Annotated in this window: 15 protein-coding genes; 5 read left to right on the forward strand and 10 right to left on the reverse strand. The window is 66.3% G+C overall.

Going from position 1 to position 14073, the window contains the following annotated elements:
• Nucleotides 1–121 precede the first annotated feature (121 nt).
• Nucleotides 122–883, forward strand: a complete 762-nt coding sequence (locus ACZ1JC_RS07495) for a helix-turn-helix domain-containing protein (protein WP_465140170.1) — start codon at nucleotides 122–124, stop codon at nucleotides 881–883.
• Between the two features lie 6 nt (nucleotides 884–889).
• Here ACZ1JC_RS07495 and ACZ1JC_RS07500 read toward each other — a convergent pair whose 3' ends face one another.
• From ACZ1JC_RS07500 to ACZ1JC_RS07540, 9 genes are all read right to left on the reverse strand, one after another.
• Nucleotides 890–2080, reverse strand: a complete 1191-nt coding sequence (locus tag ACZ1JC_RS07500) for an MFS transporter (protein ID WP_465140169.1) — start codon at nucleotides 2078–2080, stop codon at nucleotides 890–892.
• A complete protein-coding gene (locus ACZ1JC_RS07505) occupies nucleotides 2077–2901 on the reverse strand; it encodes an SDR family NAD(P)-dependent oxidoreductase (protein WP_465140168.1) in 825 nt (274 codons plus the stop codon). The genes ACZ1JC_RS07500 and ACZ1JC_RS07505 overlap by 4 nt, the downstream gene beginning before the upstream one ends.
• 5 nt (nucleotides 2902–2906) lie before the next feature.
• On the reverse strand, nucleotides 2907–3359 hold the full coding sequence (locus ACZ1JC_RS07510) for a nuclear transport factor 2 family protein (protein ID WP_465140167.1): 453 nt from the start codon (nucleotides 3357–3359) through the stop codon (nucleotides 2907–2909).
• A 20-nt stretch (nucleotides 3360–3379) separates the two neighbouring features.
• Nucleotides 3380–4453 (reverse strand): alkene reductase, encoded by a 1074-nt coding sequence (locus ACZ1JC_RS07515; RefSeq protein WP_465140166.1) that lies wholly within the window; start codon nucleotides 4451–4453, stop codon nucleotides 3380–3382.
• Between the two features lie 8 nt (nucleotides 4454–4461).
• Nucleotides 4462–5094, reverse strand: a complete 633-nt coding sequence (locus tag ACZ1JC_RS07520; RefSeq protein ID WP_465140165.1) for a nuclear transport factor 2 family protein — start codon at nucleotides 5092–5094, stop codon at nucleotides 4462–4464.
• Between the two features lie 25 nt (nucleotides 5095–5119).
• Nucleotides 5120–5677, reverse strand: coding sequence for a flavin reductase family protein (locus ACZ1JC_RS07525; RefSeq protein ID WP_465140164.1), 558 nt, complete (start codon nucleotides 5675–5677; stop codon nucleotides 5120–5122).
• Between the two features lie 146 nt (nucleotides 5678–5823).
• The gene (locus ACZ1JC_RS07530) at nucleotides 5824–6312 is read right to left on the reverse strand and encodes an Lrp/AsnC family transcriptional regulator (protein ID WP_465140163.1); all 489 of its coding nucleotides are present in this window, start codon (nucleotides 6310–6312) and stop codon (nucleotides 5824–5826) included.
• A gap of 3 nt (nucleotides 6313–6315) precedes the next feature.
• Nucleotides 6316–6792 (reverse strand): Lrp/AsnC family transcriptional regulator, encoded by a 477-nt coding sequence (locus ACZ1JC_RS07535; RefSeq protein ID WP_395337015.1) that lies wholly within the window; start codon nucleotides 6790–6792, stop codon nucleotides 6316–6318.
• Nucleotides 6793–7039: 247 nt separating this feature from the next.
• Entirely contained in the window at nucleotides 7040–9184 is a 2145-nt protein-coding gene (locus ACZ1JC_RS07540; RefSeq protein ID WP_465140162.1) for an oxidoreductase, read from the reverse strand.
• A gap of 189 nt (nucleotides 9185–9373) precedes the next feature.
• On the opposite strand from ACZ1JC_RS07540, the gene ACZ1JC_RS07545 reads away from it, so the two are divergent.
• The 3 genes from ACZ1JC_RS07545 (at nucleotide 9374) to ACZ1JC_RS07555 (ending at nucleotide 12216) form a co-directional block, all read left to right on the forward strand.
• Nucleotides 9374–10192 carry an SDR family NAD(P)-dependent oxidoreductase gene (locus ACZ1JC_RS07545; RefSeq protein ID WP_465140161.1) on the forward strand — a complete coding sequence of 273 codons (819 nt, stop codon included), beginning with the start codon at nucleotides 9374–9376 and terminating at the stop codon, nucleotides 10190–10192.
• Between the two features lie 80 nt (nucleotides 10193–10272).
• On the forward strand, nucleotides 10273–11793 hold the full coding sequence (locus ACZ1JC_RS07550; protein WP_465140160.1) for a flavin-containing monooxygenase: 1521 nt from the start codon (nucleotides 10273–10275) through the stop codon (nucleotides 11791–11793).
• A 27-nt stretch (nucleotides 11794–11820) separates the two neighbouring features.
• Nucleotides 11821–12216 carry a VOC family protein gene (locus tag ACZ1JC_RS07555; protein ID WP_465140159.1) on the forward strand — a complete coding sequence of 132 codons (396 nt, stop codon included), beginning with the start codon at nucleotides 11821–11823 and terminating at the stop codon, nucleotides 12214–12216.
• Nucleotides 12217–12263: 47 nt separating this feature from the next.
• Here ACZ1JC_RS07555 and ACZ1JC_RS07560 read toward each other — a convergent pair whose 3' ends face one another.
• A complete protein-coding gene (locus ACZ1JC_RS07560; protein ID WP_465140158.1) occupies nucleotides 12264–12908 on the reverse strand; it encodes a TetR/AcrR family transcriptional regulator in 645 nt (214 codons plus the stop codon).
• Between the two features lie 211 nt (nucleotides 12909–13119).
• On the opposite strand from ACZ1JC_RS07560, the gene ACZ1JC_RS07565 reads away from it, so the two are divergent.
• Nucleotides 13120–14064: an alpha/beta hydrolase gene (locus ACZ1JC_RS07565; RefSeq protein WP_465140157.1), complete on the forward strand. Its 945-nt coding sequence runs from the start codon at nucleotides 13120–13122 to the stop codon at nucleotides 14062–14064.
• Nucleotides 14065–14073 lie beyond the last annotated feature (9 nt).

Consider the following 14073-nt stretch of genomic DNA (forward strand, 5'->3'; position numbering starts at 1 on the left):
CACACTTTTTTCCCCGGCCCGCTAAGAGGCCGCCGGGCGATCGTTGTCGCGAGGAAGATGATAGAATGAGGGGGCGTGGGGCCGAAGAAACGGCTTGAAAATCGTGTCATGATCTGCGCCCATGCGTATCGAAATGCGATACGATTCCACAAGCGATGCCATGCTGGGCGTGCTGCGCCGCCACTTGCGGCAGGAGGGGTGGACGGCGCCCCGTCTGGCCGAAACGCTGGGCGTTTCGGAGGCGACGGCAAAGCGCTGGATCGTGGGCAAGGGACTCACGCTGGACCGGCTGGAACGCATGGCCGAACTGTGCGGCACCACCATCTCCGAACTCGCGCGGGAGGCGGAGCAGGCGCGCACCGGCCTCGCCCGCGAACTGACTTTGGCGCAGGAGCGGGCGCTCTCTGCCGACGTGTTTCTCTCCACCCTGTTCATGGCGCTGCTGTCAGGGGCGAGCCCGCGCGAGATCGGTGAGGATTTCGGCCTGCCGCGCGCCACGCTGGACGCCGCCCTGCTGAAGCTGGAGCGCCTTGCGCTGATCGACCGCCTGCGCGGAGACCGCGTGCGCCCGCGCGTCGACCGGGCGCTGATTTTCCGCAAGCTGCCGCTGCGCAAGCTGTTCGAAACCCACCTGAAACAGCAGTTCATGGCGATGGATTTCGGCGCGCCCGATGCGGTCTACACCTCCGAACTGATCAAGCTGTCCGAAGCAGGGGCGGGCCAACTCGCCGAACTGATCGAGCGATTGCGCCGCGACGTGCAGGCACTGGGCGACCGCGACCGGGAAACGAGCCTGCGACCGGGCCGCTGGCTCACCTTGCTCTGCGCGCTTCGGCCGTTCGACACCAGCGGCATCGCCGATGCCGCGGCAGGATTGAGCTGACGGCGGTCAGGCCAGTTTCGGCCGGCGGCCCAGCCAGCGCGCTGCGAACCACAACGCCAGCACGGCGCCCGATGTCGACAGGATCGCCAGCGCAGCAGAGGCTCCGGCGTGGAGGCGGACCGGATCGAGTGCGAACTGCACCAGGAACGGGCCGCCGAAAATCGCCCCTTTCATCAGGCCGATCACGCGCCCGCGATTACTCTCGTCCGACAGGCCGATGGCATAGACCATCAGGCTGGGCATCAGCATGCCGATGCCCACGCCCTCTATCGCCATGCCCAGCGCGACCATCGGCGCGGTGGGGGCATAGGCCATGATGAGCAGGCCGAAGCCGCTGCACGCCGCGCCGAAAACGAAGGCCAGGTTCAGCGAGATCAGCCGCCGGATCCGGCCATAGGCGAAGCCGGTGAGCACCACCGTTGCCGCGCCGGAAAGCGCGACGACGGCGCGGCCCGAACTTGTGGCCACGCCCACATCGACCAGCCGGTGCGGCAGATAGGCAGACGTGCCGGTGGCGATGCTGCCGACGATCAGGCCGAAGCCCAGGATGGAGGGCAGCAGCCTTACCGGAATGCCCGATCCCGCAGTTGCCCGCGCTCGCGAGGTGGTAGCCGGTTTTTCGGGAATTCCCGCCAGCGCCAGCGCCGCCGCGACGAAGCCCACGGCATAGATCAGGAACGAGGTGCGCCACGCCGTATCCGCCAGCGAGCCAGCGACGATCGACAGCGCCATGCCCGCCAGCGCACCGACCGAGGGGATCACGCCGGACCAGAAATTGCGCCCCGCCTCGTCCCAATAATCGCCGATGACCGAGAACGCCGCCGCGCCCATCGATCCCAGTGCGATGCCGACGATCAGGCGGCCGAAAACCGCCTGTTCCAGCGTCGCCGCGAACAGGATACCGCAGCCGGCTAGGCCGTAGAGCAGGCCGGAAACGAACATCACCCGGCGGTGGCCCAGCCGGTCCCCCAGCCAACCGCCCAATGGCGATCCGATCAGGACGCCCAGCCCCAATACGGTCAGCACCATGGTCACGGTGACATGGCCGCTTGCGGCGCCGAATTCGCGCTCGATCTGCGGCAGGATGGGGGAGAGCGTGCTATTGGCGACGCCGCTCATCGTCGCGAAAGCGACCAGCGCGGCGCGGCCGGTCAGGCCCAGCCGGGAGGGAGTGAGGGATGCGGGGGACATGCTCATGCCGCCACTTCCGGCCGCCAGGACACGCCGTTGATATGCCCGCCGCCGTCCACGAACAGCGTGTTGCCGGTCATGTAGCCGCCGCCCTCGCTGGCCAGAAACACGGCGACGGGGCCGACGTCCTTTGTGGCATCGCCGAAGCGGCCCACCGGCACTTGCGACAGGATTTCCTCCGCCATGGCGGGGTTGGCTTCGAAATAGTCGCGCGCCTGCGGGCTGGTGGCGGAGGGGCAGATCACGTTGCAAGTGATCCCATGCGGCCCCCATTCGACCGCCGCCGTGCGGGTCAGCGCGCGCACGGCTTCCTTGCTGGCATTGTAGGCGGCGGTGAACATGTGCGCATTGACGCCGTTCAGCGAGCCGAGGTTGATCACCCGGCCATAGCCCTGCGCCTTCATCACCGGAAACGCAGCGCGCATGGCGCGGAATACGGCCCAATAATTGAGGTCGAAACTCGCCGCCATGTCCGCATCGCTGTGGCTTTCCAGTCGCTTGGGAAAGCTGGCCCCGGCATTGTTGACCAGCACGTCGAGCCGGCCGAGATGTTCGACGGTTTCCGCCACCATCCGCTCGATCTGTTCGGGGAGGGTCACGTCGATCTGCATCGCCAAGGCACGTACACCGTGGGTTCGGCGCAGCCATTCAGCCTCGATCTCGGCTTCGTCCAGACGGCGCTGGGCAATGACCACATCGGCCCCGGCTTCGGCCAAGGCCCGCGCGATGCCTTGGCCCACGCCCTGTCCACCGCCGGTGATCAGCGCCGCGCGTCCTGCCAGCAGCCGGGTTCCCTGTGCCATCGCGGTCATCGTGTCGTCCTTCATCGGCCTTATCCCAGCCCTGCGTTTTCGGCGGAAATAACGGTGGGATCGCCCGCGTGGAGGAACCAGAGCGCATCGCGCCGCACGATGCGCCAGCCTTCATCCTGCCTTTGCCAGCGATCGACATATTCGCCGGTGGAATCGAATATCGCGCCGACCGGATCGTCCTGCCGCTGGTGCCGTGCCTGCACATAGGCGCTGCTTGTGGCGTGATCGCCGTCGATATCGACGATCACGCTGCCGATCAGATGTTGCGTGGGGCCGCACCGGTCGAGATAGCGGCGCATGTTGCGTTCCAGTGCGGCGATGCCGATTTCCTCACCCAATCCGTAGTTGAAGGTCAGGTTGTGGGCGAAGACATCCGAAAGCTCGCTCCACTTCTTCCGGTCAAGCACGCGGGCGAAGCGGGAAAGTCCCCGCACGATCTGCCGCTCGTCGAGCAAAGTCTGGATTTCACTCATCGCTGCATCCCTGTCGTGCTTTAGTCGGCGAGCGCGGGGTAGTCGGTATAGCCGCGCCGGTCGTCGCCCATGCCGGTGTAGAATGTCGCGCGGTCCGCCTTGGCGAGCGGGGCCCCGACGCGCAGCCGCTGCGCAAGATCGGGGTTGGCGATGTAGGCGAAGCCGAAAGAGACGGCATCGGCCTTGCCCTCCGCCAGCACGGCGCGCGCCTTTTCGGGCGTGAGTGCGCAGTTTTCGATCACTGGGCCGGACCAGTGTGCGCGTACCAGTTCCAGCGCGTCGAACCCGGTATTGGGGATGTGAATCAGATGGCAATAGGCCAGCCCCAGCGGCTCGATGGCGTCCAGCAGCGTGGCGTAGGTCTCGGCCGGGTCGGCATCGGCCATGCCGTTGAAGGTGACGCCGGGGCAGATGCGCAGGCCCACGCGGTCCGCGCCGATGGCTTTTGCCAGCGATTCCAGCACTTCGACCACGAACCGCACGCGGTTCTGTACGGAGCCTCCGTAACGGTCCGTGCGCTGGTTGCTGTTGGAGGAGAGGAACTGCATCGGCAGGTAGCCGCTGGCGCAGTGGAGTTCCACGCCGTCGATCCCCGCCGCGCGGGCATTGCGTGCGGCGGCCACGTATTCGGCGATGACGCCGTCGATCTCGCCCGTTTCCAGCGCGCGCGGCATTTCGGTGGGCACCGGCACGCCGTCAGGACCGGGGATCGGGTCCGGGCAGGGCAGCGCGGACGGGGCCACGGTTTCGGCGTCGGCGGCCTTGTTCGCGCGCACCGACGCACGGCCTACATGCATCAGTTGCACGACGATGCGCCCGCCTTCGCCGTGAACCGCCTCCGCCACCTTGCGCCAGCCTTCGACTTGCGCGGGCGAATGGATACCCGGTGTGCGCCAGTAGCCCTTGCCGGTGGGGGAGGGCTGCGTGCCCTCGGTGACGATCAGCCCGGCCGATGCGCGCTGGCGGTAGTATTGCACCATCAGGTCGGTCGGCTCATCCTGCGGCCCGGCGCGGTCGCGCGTCATCGGGGCCATGACCACGCGGTTGGCAAGGTGGATGGCGCCAAGGCGGACGGGTGTGAAAAGCGGATCCATCGGCCCCTTCAACTCCGCACACGCGGACGGGGCAGCGGGGCGCCGCGCCGCATCGTTTCGATGAATTTTTCCAGCGGCGCGGGCGCGTCTACCGGGCCGTCATGCGCCATGCCATGGCGATCCCAGTAGGTTTTCCAGCTGGGGAACAAGTCGTGGAAGCTGCCTTCGTAGGGCGGCTCGCCGGGCCAGCGCATCTTGCGCTCGCCGATGGGCGGGCGGTTCAGGTCGCTGGCGTACCAGTAGAGCGGCAGGCGGCGACGGAAGAACCAGCGGCCGTCGATCCGCTCATACCGGTCGAAATACATCATCTGCATGACCACCCAGTCGCCGCCGGCCTCATGCTCGTTCTTGGAATAGACGACGCCCTGCGCATTGTCGGCATCGTCGAAGTCGATCACATGGCCGCCGATGTGGTGCGATGTGCCGGTGAACTGGCGCGAATGCGTCTCGTCGAACCAGTCGCGCAGCGCCTTGCGACCAGACTGGCCGCCGCCGACTTTCACGTCTGCGGGAAACAGGTTCACCCAGGCATCGCTGTCGCGCATGTCCAGTGCAAGGGCGTACTTGGCGGGGAGCTGGCGGATGGCGTCCAGCGATTCAAGGCGGTCTATCCGCGCCAGCAAGGCGTCGTTTTCGGGCATTGCACTCTCTTGCAAAAGGGTGGGGTCAGGCGGCGAGCGGAGACAGGCGGCCCAGGCAGCCATTGGCCCAGCCCAGAATGTCCTCGCCCCCGGTGGCGACGAGTTCGTCGACATCGCCGATCAGCAGGTCATGCGTGCCGTAGGAAACGCGCTCGCGGATGTGGCAGAAGATGTTGGCGGGCGCGCCGTCGATGAACCAGACGCGGCCCCGGCGCTGCCATTCGGGCTGGGTAAAGCGCAGCGCGCGCGCTTCCGGCCGGGCGAAAGGCTCCATGTGGCCGTGCCGTTCGCTGTCCAGCAGGTTGATGCAGAATTCGCCGCTGCGCACCAATGCGTCGTGGCTGGAACCCGAGCGGTTGACCGCGATCGCCATCGAGCATGGCTCCAGCGAGACGGGCATGATCGCCGACATCGCAAGGCCGACCGGGTCGCCGGTTTCCGGATCGAAGCTGGTGACCACGCCCACCGGCGCCGGAAGGTGGCGCAGCACGTGCTTCAGCCGCGCATCCAACGCCGGTTGCTGCTGGGGGTGCTCCCCGGAATGCATGAGGGTGCGGTCCGGTGCCGCCCGGTTCTCGCTCATATGCCTGCTCCCGTTGGCCGTCGGGAGCTGCGCAAGCAAGGGCGACTCACCGATGACGCTTTAGATTTGCGTCATCGTATATCTATTGAATTACGCAAATGCAAACCAGAATGGACTGCTTTCGGCCAATTCGCGAAATCTGGCGCTTAATCCTCGTCGGCAATGTGGTCCGGCGGGGTGATCTTGGCCATGCGCGCCTCGTACTTCACGGTGCTGACCGCGATCGAGGTTTCGACATGGTGCACACCGTCGATCATCAGCACGAGTTCGGAAGCGATGTGCTGCAGCGTCTCCAGTTCATCGAACAGGCAGAGCGCGGCGATGTTGAACTGGCCCATCGTCACCAGCACGGCGTTGACTTCGGGCAGCGCGCCGATGGCTTCCGCCACTTCGCGCACGCGGTGCACGTCGGCCTGCACATTGATGAAGGCCAGGCGCGATTTCTTGCCCATTTCGAAGCCGGTGATCGCGGTGAAAGCGATCAGGCCGTCCTGCTGCAACCGCTTGATGCGGCCGCGCACGGTGCCTTCGGTAACGCCCAGTTCGGCGGCGATCTTGCGGTTGGAAACGCGCGCGTCACGCGCAAGCAGGTCGATCAGCTGGTGGTCGAGTGCGTCGAGCACGGGGGAGGACATTGTTCAGCGATCCCTTGCTTCGATCGGCGCGACGTCGAACTGGTACTTGATGATATCGACGACCACGGCGGGCGTCAGCGAGCGGATGCCGCGTACGGTGGAAAGATCGTCGAGCAGGAAGCCGGACAGATCCTCGAACCCCTGCAGCGCCACCAGCATGTCGATATCGTACCGGCCGGTGACGAGATGCACGGCGAAGACTTCGGGCAGCGCGGCCAGATCGTGCGCCACGTCGTTCACCGGGCGGCCGTCCACTTCCACCGCGATCTTGAGCAGGACGTTGTAGCCGTGGGCGGAGAAGTCCGACACGGCGACGACGCGCAGCTGGTTGGCGTCTTCCAGCCGCTTGATGCGGGTGGAAACGGTGGTGGCCGTCAGCCCCAGCGTCTCGGCAATCTGCTGGTTGTTGGCGCGGCCGTTGAGGCGCAGCAACTCGACGATCTTGGCGTCGGTCGCATCGAACTGGAACGTCTGCGTCATGTCTTCCGGCAACCTGCTTCCCGAACGGAGCGTGGAACGAGCGGCCGGTTTGCGCATGGAGCGCTTGCTCGTCAACCTCATAGTGACCGCTGGAAACGCGCGGCAGAGCCGAAAATGGAAGCGCCAAAGCCGCTTACTTGCGGCGGCGATGGTGTGTATGCGTAGAATTTAAATCGAGTATCTACGCGGCGTAAATCGGCCGTTTCCATCGTTCGCCCCCTTTTCCCTTGATCGCCTGTGCCCGGCCTCAGGCCGGTTGCGGAAGGCGGGGCGTAGCGATTTCCCGCACCGCTTCGGCCGCGCCACGCATCGCCCCCTCGATGTAGCCGACGCCGTTGGCATCGCCCACGACATGCACGGTGAAGCCCGCCGCCTCCATCGCCTGCGCCAGCGACAGGTCGCCTTCCGCCCCGCGCGCGACGATCACATTGTCCGCCGCCACGCTCTGCACGTGGCCCTCGTTGTCAGTGAAAGTCACCGCGTCCGCGCCGATGGCGATGCCGCTGGCACCGCCGTGCAGGCCGACGCCGTGCTCGGCGAGTTCGGCCAGGATGCGCATCCGCCGCACCAGCATCAATCCGCGCCCCAGCCGGGGGCCTTCCTCGATCACATGAACCGTACGGCCGCGTTCGCTGAGGAATTCGGCCAGTTCCAGCCCGACCAGTTCGCCGCCGACGATGACCACGCGGTCCCCCAGCGGCATCCAGGTATGCGTGGCCTTGCGCACCAGCGAAAGATTGGCCGTGGCGCCCGTCGCCGCGCCGACTTTGGTGGCGAGGCGGGTGAACAGCCCGGTCTTGCGCTTCAATTCGTCCGAACTTTCGCCCAGCATCATCCGGCGCATGTCGTCGCCGGAAAACACATGCGGCAGATCGCCGCCGGGGATCGGCGGCATCCCGCGCACCGCGCCGGTGGCGACGATCACGTCCTCGACGCCGAGGTCGCGGAGCAGTTCGGGCGTGGCCACGGTCGAGAGCCGCACATCCACACCTGCCTCGCGCACTTCCCGGCGCAGCCAGTCGAGAATGCGCTCGTTGGGTTCATAGGCCAGGCTGGCGAAGCGCAGCGTGCCGCCCAGGCGGTCCGACTTTTCGATCAGCGTCACCTTGTGGCCCAGTGCCGCCAGCCGGCGCGCCGATTCCATGCCGCCAGGGCCGCCGCCGACCACCGCGATGGGGCGCGGCGACCCGGCTTCCGGCTCGCCCTGATATTCACGGCCGAGCGCGGGATTGACCGCGCAGCGCACGGCTTCGCCCATGTAGATCGCGCTGATGCAGGTGTAGCAATAGATGCAGGGGCGCACGGTGTCCGGCGCGCCTTCGGTCAGCTTGCGCGGCAAGTGCGGGTCGGCCAGCAGCTTGCGGCCCATGGCGACGACGTCCAGTTCGCCGCGCCCGATCGCCCGGTCCGCCACATCGGGCCCGACCCGGCCGGACCCGAGTACCGGCACCGACACCACCTCGCGAATGGCGGCCACGGATTCCAGGTTCCAGCCGGGCGTTTGCGGCGTGTGCGATTCCGAATGGAGCTTGCCCTGATCGGTATCGTGATAGGCGGTGACGGTGATTGCGTCCGCCCCGGCCGCCTCCACCAGCTTGGCCAGATCGCGTGCAAGGTCGATGGTGATCCCGCCCGGCTTGCCGACATCGCGCGAATCGATCTTGATCCACACCGGGAAGTCCGGCCCCACTTCGGCGCGCACCGCCTTCAGCACGTCCAGCGCCAGCCGCGCGCGGTTCTCCAGCGGCCCGCCGTAGGCGTCCGTGCGGGTGTTGGTATAGGGCGAGATGAAGGAGGAGAGCAGATAGCCGTGCCCGGCGTGGATCTCCACACCGTCGAAACCGGCCTCCTTCGCGCGGCGGGCGCCGGCGGCGAACTGGCTGACGGCAAGGTCGATATCCGCCTGTTCCAGCGGCTTGATCGCGGGCGGGGTCATCCCGGCCAGCGGCGCCAGTTCCTCCATCAGGAAGTATTCGGTGAAATTGCCCTTCGGCGGCTTGGGATAGGCCGGCGCCCAGAGCGGATGGCCCCAGCGCGCGTGGCTGTAATTGGCGACGAGGCCGCCGTGGTGAAGCTGCGCGGCGATCTTCGCGCCGTGCGCATGGACGCGGTCGGTCAACTGGCGCAGGCCGGGAACGAAGCGGTCTTCCGAGATCGCCGTCTGTCCCATCGACACCGCGCCGACCGGCCAGGCCACGCCCGCCACGCCGGAGATGATGAGGCCGGCGCCGCCGCGCGCCTGTTCCTCATGATAGGCGATCAGCCGTTCGCCCACGGTGCCGTCGTCTTCGGACAGACTCACCCCCATCGCGGTGACGGCGATGCGGTTGCGAATCTCCATCGCGCCGATCCGAAGCGGGGAAAGCAGGTGCGGATAGGTATTGGATGTCATGCGGCTGGCTCTCTCATTCCCCGGGGCGCTGTTGGGCGGCGGAAAAGCGGCAGACCGGCGATTGGCAGGGCCGTAACCCCGTGCAATATCGCATTTTGCCTCTCCCATCGCCTTTTGGCTTGTCATTGCGCAAATTATTGGCGATGATTTTACGATAATCAAGGCAAACTTGGTTCATGGCTTGACGATATGCGTCGCAGCGATGGAACCGGGGACGATGAACCAGACGGAGAGATGATGGCGGATCGGCTCGCAGGCAAGAGGCTTGTGGTGATCGGCGCGGGCACCGGCATCGGTGCCGCGACCGTGGAGCGCCTCTGCGCCGAAGGCGCGCGCGTCGCCGTACTGGATATCAATCTTCCTGCGGCGCAGGCGGTCGCGACGCGCATGGCAGGCAATGGCCACGATGCCTTCGCGCTGGCGGCGGACATTGTGGACGAGGCATCCGTCAATGCCGCGATAGCCGCAGCGGCGGACCGGCTGGGCGGGCTGGACGGCGCGCATGTCAACGCCGCCGATTTGCGGACGATCTTTGCGGACAGCGATGCGCTGGCGCTGGATCTGGCCGTATTCGACCGGACGATCGCGGTGAACTTGCGCGGCCATCTGCTGTGCACGCGGGCGGTGCTGCCGCACCTGCTTGCGGCGGGCGGCGGGGCGATCATCTACACCAGTTCCGGCGCGGGTGACAGCGGAGAGCCGGAACGGCCCAGCTACGCCGCTTCGAAAAGCGGCCTCAATGCGCTGATGCGGCACGTGGCGTCGCGCTGGGGGAAGCAGGGGGTTACGGCCAACTGCATCGCCCCCGGCTTCGTGATGACGCCGGAGATGATCGCGGGCGGGCAGGTGCCCCCCGAATGGGCCGATCTCTGCCTTGCGCAGACCCGTTCGACCCGGCTGGGCAAGGCGGAGGATATTGCCGGGGTGGCGGCCATGCTGCTGTCCGAAGACGGGCGCTGGATCAACGGGCAAGTCATCCACGTCAATGGCGGCGCGCTGCTGAATTGAAATCGTAGAACAGAGAATTGGCCGGATCCCCGCATGCTGACCACTGGCGGGACCGGCCACCGAATGGAGAGAGGAAGACTATGGCACAGGACAAGCAGACGACGCGCAAGTTGCGGTACGCGATCGTCGGCGCAGGCATGGCGGGGCTGCTTGCCGGCGTGAAGCTGCGGCAGAACGGAGAGGAGTTCACGCTCTTCGAAAAGGCCGAGAAGCTGGGCGGCACTTGGCGTGAAAACCGCTATCCGGGCCTTACCTGCGATGTGCCGGCCCATGCCTATACTTATGCGTTCGAACCTTATCCCGAGTGGAAGGCCTATTACGCCGCCGGTCCTGAAATTCAGGCCTATTTCGAAATGGTGGCGGACAAGTATGATGTGCGCCGCTCGATCCGCTTCGGCTGCGAAGTGGCGGGGCTGGTGTGGGATGAGGCCGCCGCCGAATGGACGGTGACGCTGGCCAATGGCGAAAGCCACCGCTTCGACGTGGTGATCGCCGCCTCCGGCGTGCTGCACCACCCGAAGACGCCCCCCATCGAGGGGCTGGACAGCTTTGCCGGCCACGCCTTCCACACCGCCCGCTGGGATGACGATGCGCCGATCGACGGCGCCCGCGTCGGCCTGATCGGCTGCGGATCGACCGGCGTGCAGATCCTGACCGCGATCAACAAGCGGGTGGAGAAGCTGGTGCATTTCCAGCGCTCTCCGCAGTGGATCATGCCGGTGCCGCAGTTCCCTTATACCGACGAGGACCGCGCCGCCTTCCGCGCCGATCCCGCGCTGATGGACGCGATCCGCTATCACGAGGATTATATCGGCGCGATCCGCCGCTTCACCGATGGCATCACCGATATCGACGGCCCGGAAATGGCGGAGATCGAGGAAATCTGCCGCGTCAATCTGGAGAACTCGATCCGCGATCCGCAGCTGCGCGAGAAGCTGCGCCCCGATTACCGGGCGGCCTGCAAGCGGCTGATCTATTCGTGGTGCTTCTATGAGGAAGTGCAGAACCCCTCCGTCTTCGTGGAAACCGGCCGCATCGCGCGGGTGGAGCCGGAAGGCGTGCGCATGGTGGACGGCACGTTCCACCCGCTCGATACGCTGATCCTTGCCACCGGCTTCCACGCCGATCGCTTCATCCGCCCGGCAACGGTGACGGGTGAAGGCGGCCGTTCGCTGGACGAGGCATGGGCCAAGCGGCCGACCGCCTACTACGCGCTCAGCGTGCCGCACTTCCCCAACCTGTTCCTGCTTAATGGGCCGACCGGGCCGGTCGGCAACTTCTCGCTGATCGACATTGCCGAACGGCAGTGGGACTACGTGGAGCAATTGCTGGACCGGTTACGCTCCGGCGAAGTCCGCCAGATCGCGCCCACAGCCGCCGCGCATGCGGACTATGAAGAACGCCGGATCGATGCGGCGAAGAAGACGATCTTCGGTTCGGGCTGCACCAGCTGGTATCTGGATGCAGAAGGCGTTCCGGCCAGCTGGCCGTGGAGCTACGACGCCTTTGCCGACGCCATGCGCACGCCGATCTTCGCGGATTACGGCCTTTCCGATGGATCGTCGGTTCAGGGGCAACTGGAAGAAGAAGCTCCCGCCTGATCCAGGCGGGGCACTAGGGAGAAAGTGATGACGCCGACCATGTTCACCAAGCTGATCGTGAAGGATGAGGAAGCACAGGCCGCCTATTACGGCGCGGTCTATGGCCTCAATCCCGTCTACCGCGCGGAAGGCACCAGCGACGGCGAACCCTATCGCGAGGTCATCCTTTCTCCCGGTGACGGCATGGCGGCGGGGTCGCTGGTGATGTTCAACTTCACCCAGCGCACCGGCGCGCGCGACCAGCAGGTGATCCTGGGCTTCGTGACCGACGACATCGACGCGCTGGTCAGCCGGATCGAGGCCAATGGCGGCAAGCTGGTCGGCCCGGTGCGTGACGAGCCCGAACACGGCGTGCGCGTGGTCTTCGCCACCGATCCCGAAGGCGCATTGACCGAAAACGTGCAGATGCTGGCGCAGACCTGACGGGTGCCGAACGAAAATGCCCGGCAGGGCATTTTCCGAACAGCCTCTCAGGCATGAGTGAGGCAGCGTTCGATGGCCGCGTCGCTCATGCCGATCCCCCGGCAGCAGAACCAGGTGGCGTGGCGGGCGAGGTCTTCGCCGGCCACACCATAGGGCCGCGCGGTTTCGGGCAGGACCGAGATCGCCCCCATCATCGTGCCCACGTGCTCGATGAACATGGAGGTGGTGGCGACGTCCAGCGGCTCTCCGCCAATGTCGCCATCCGCGCGCGCGGCTTCGTGCTCCTTCGCGATGGCCTTGCCATTGCGGCGCTGTGAGCGGCGGTAGATCAGGCTGGCATAGGATCCGTCGCCCGAAAGGCTGGCGAGCGTCAGGCGATAGCGGTCCAGCGCCTCCGGCGTCAGGTCGCCCTGCACGGCCAGCAGGAAGAACGAATGGATCACCGCGACCAGCCCCTCGGCCCCGTTGCGGTGGAAGCCAAGCTGCTGCCAGGTCTGGTCTTGCTCCAGGAACACCTGCCGCAGCACCGCGCGATAGAGCGAGAGCTTGGAGGGGAAATGCCGGTAGACCAGCGCTTCCGACACATGCGCCTCCCGCGCGATCTGCAGCGTCTTCGCGCCCTCGTACCCGTGGCGTGAAAAGATCCGGCGCGCGGCGGTAACGATCTGCGCGCGGCGCTCGTTTGCCGACATCCTCTTTCTGTTCATGGGCGATCACTTACTTGGCGGGAAGGGAGCATGGCAAGCCTGTGGCGAATGAAATGCGCAGAAACGTCATGTCGATGTTTCGCATGGAATGACAGGCGGCGAGATTGACTCGAATTTTGCGAACTCTATACTAAGTAAGTAAGCACTCAATCGAATGCATGGCAATGCCGATCCGAAGTGCAGACAGGAAGAGGGGATGCAGACTTTGTCCATCGATCCGCAGATCGCCCAGATGCTGGCGGCCATGCCCGAATGGCCTGGCGTGCGGCACGTTCCGCTGGACGTGCTGCGCCAGTCGGTGCGGGAAAGTTCGATCGCCATTCCGGCCGCCGTCGATGCCCCGGTTGCGCGCACCGAGGATCGCGCCATTCCCGGCGCCGACGGTACGATTCCGGTGCGGGTCTACTGGCCCGAAGGTGCGGGGCCCTTGCCGGTCACGGTCTATATGCATGGCGGCGGCTACGTCGTCGGCGATCTCGACACGCAGGACATGATCGCCCGCGCGCTCTGCGCGTGGGGGCAGAGCATCGTCGTCTCGGCCGACTACCGGCTGGCGCCCGAACACCGCTTTCCCGCCGCGCCGGAAGATGCCTTCGCCGTGCTGCGCTGGGCGGCGGATTGTGCCGCAGAACTGGGCGGCGATCCCGCGCGGCTGGCGCTGGCGGGGGACAGCGCAGGCGGCAACCTTGCCTGCGCGGCGGCGCTGATGGCGCGCGAAGCGGGCGGCCCGGACTTGCGCGCCGTGATCAACATCTACGGCTCGTGCAATTATCCCGATGCCGACACGCCATCGTCGCGCGAATATGCGCAAGGGCCGCTGCTGACGCAGGACGATGTCTTGTGGTTCTGGGAACAGTACCTGACGGACCCTGCCGAGGCCGACGACTACCGCGCCTCCCCGCTGCGCGCGGCCAGCCACGCCGGCCTGCCACCGCATTTCGTGGCGACGGCGGAGTGCGACCCCTCGCGCGACGATGCCGAAGCCTTTGCCGCAAAGTTGGCGGCGGCAGGCGTCACGGTGGAGGCCAAGCGCTATCCCGGCATGGTCCACGGCTTCGCGTCCTGGGTGGGCTTCCTGCCCGGCGCGCGCGAAGCGATGCAGGATGCCGCCGCTTTCCTCAAGGCGCACTGCGCGGCCTGAACCCGATAA

The sequence above is a fragment of the Sphingomonas sp. BL-S-28 genome (assembly GCF_055521515.1).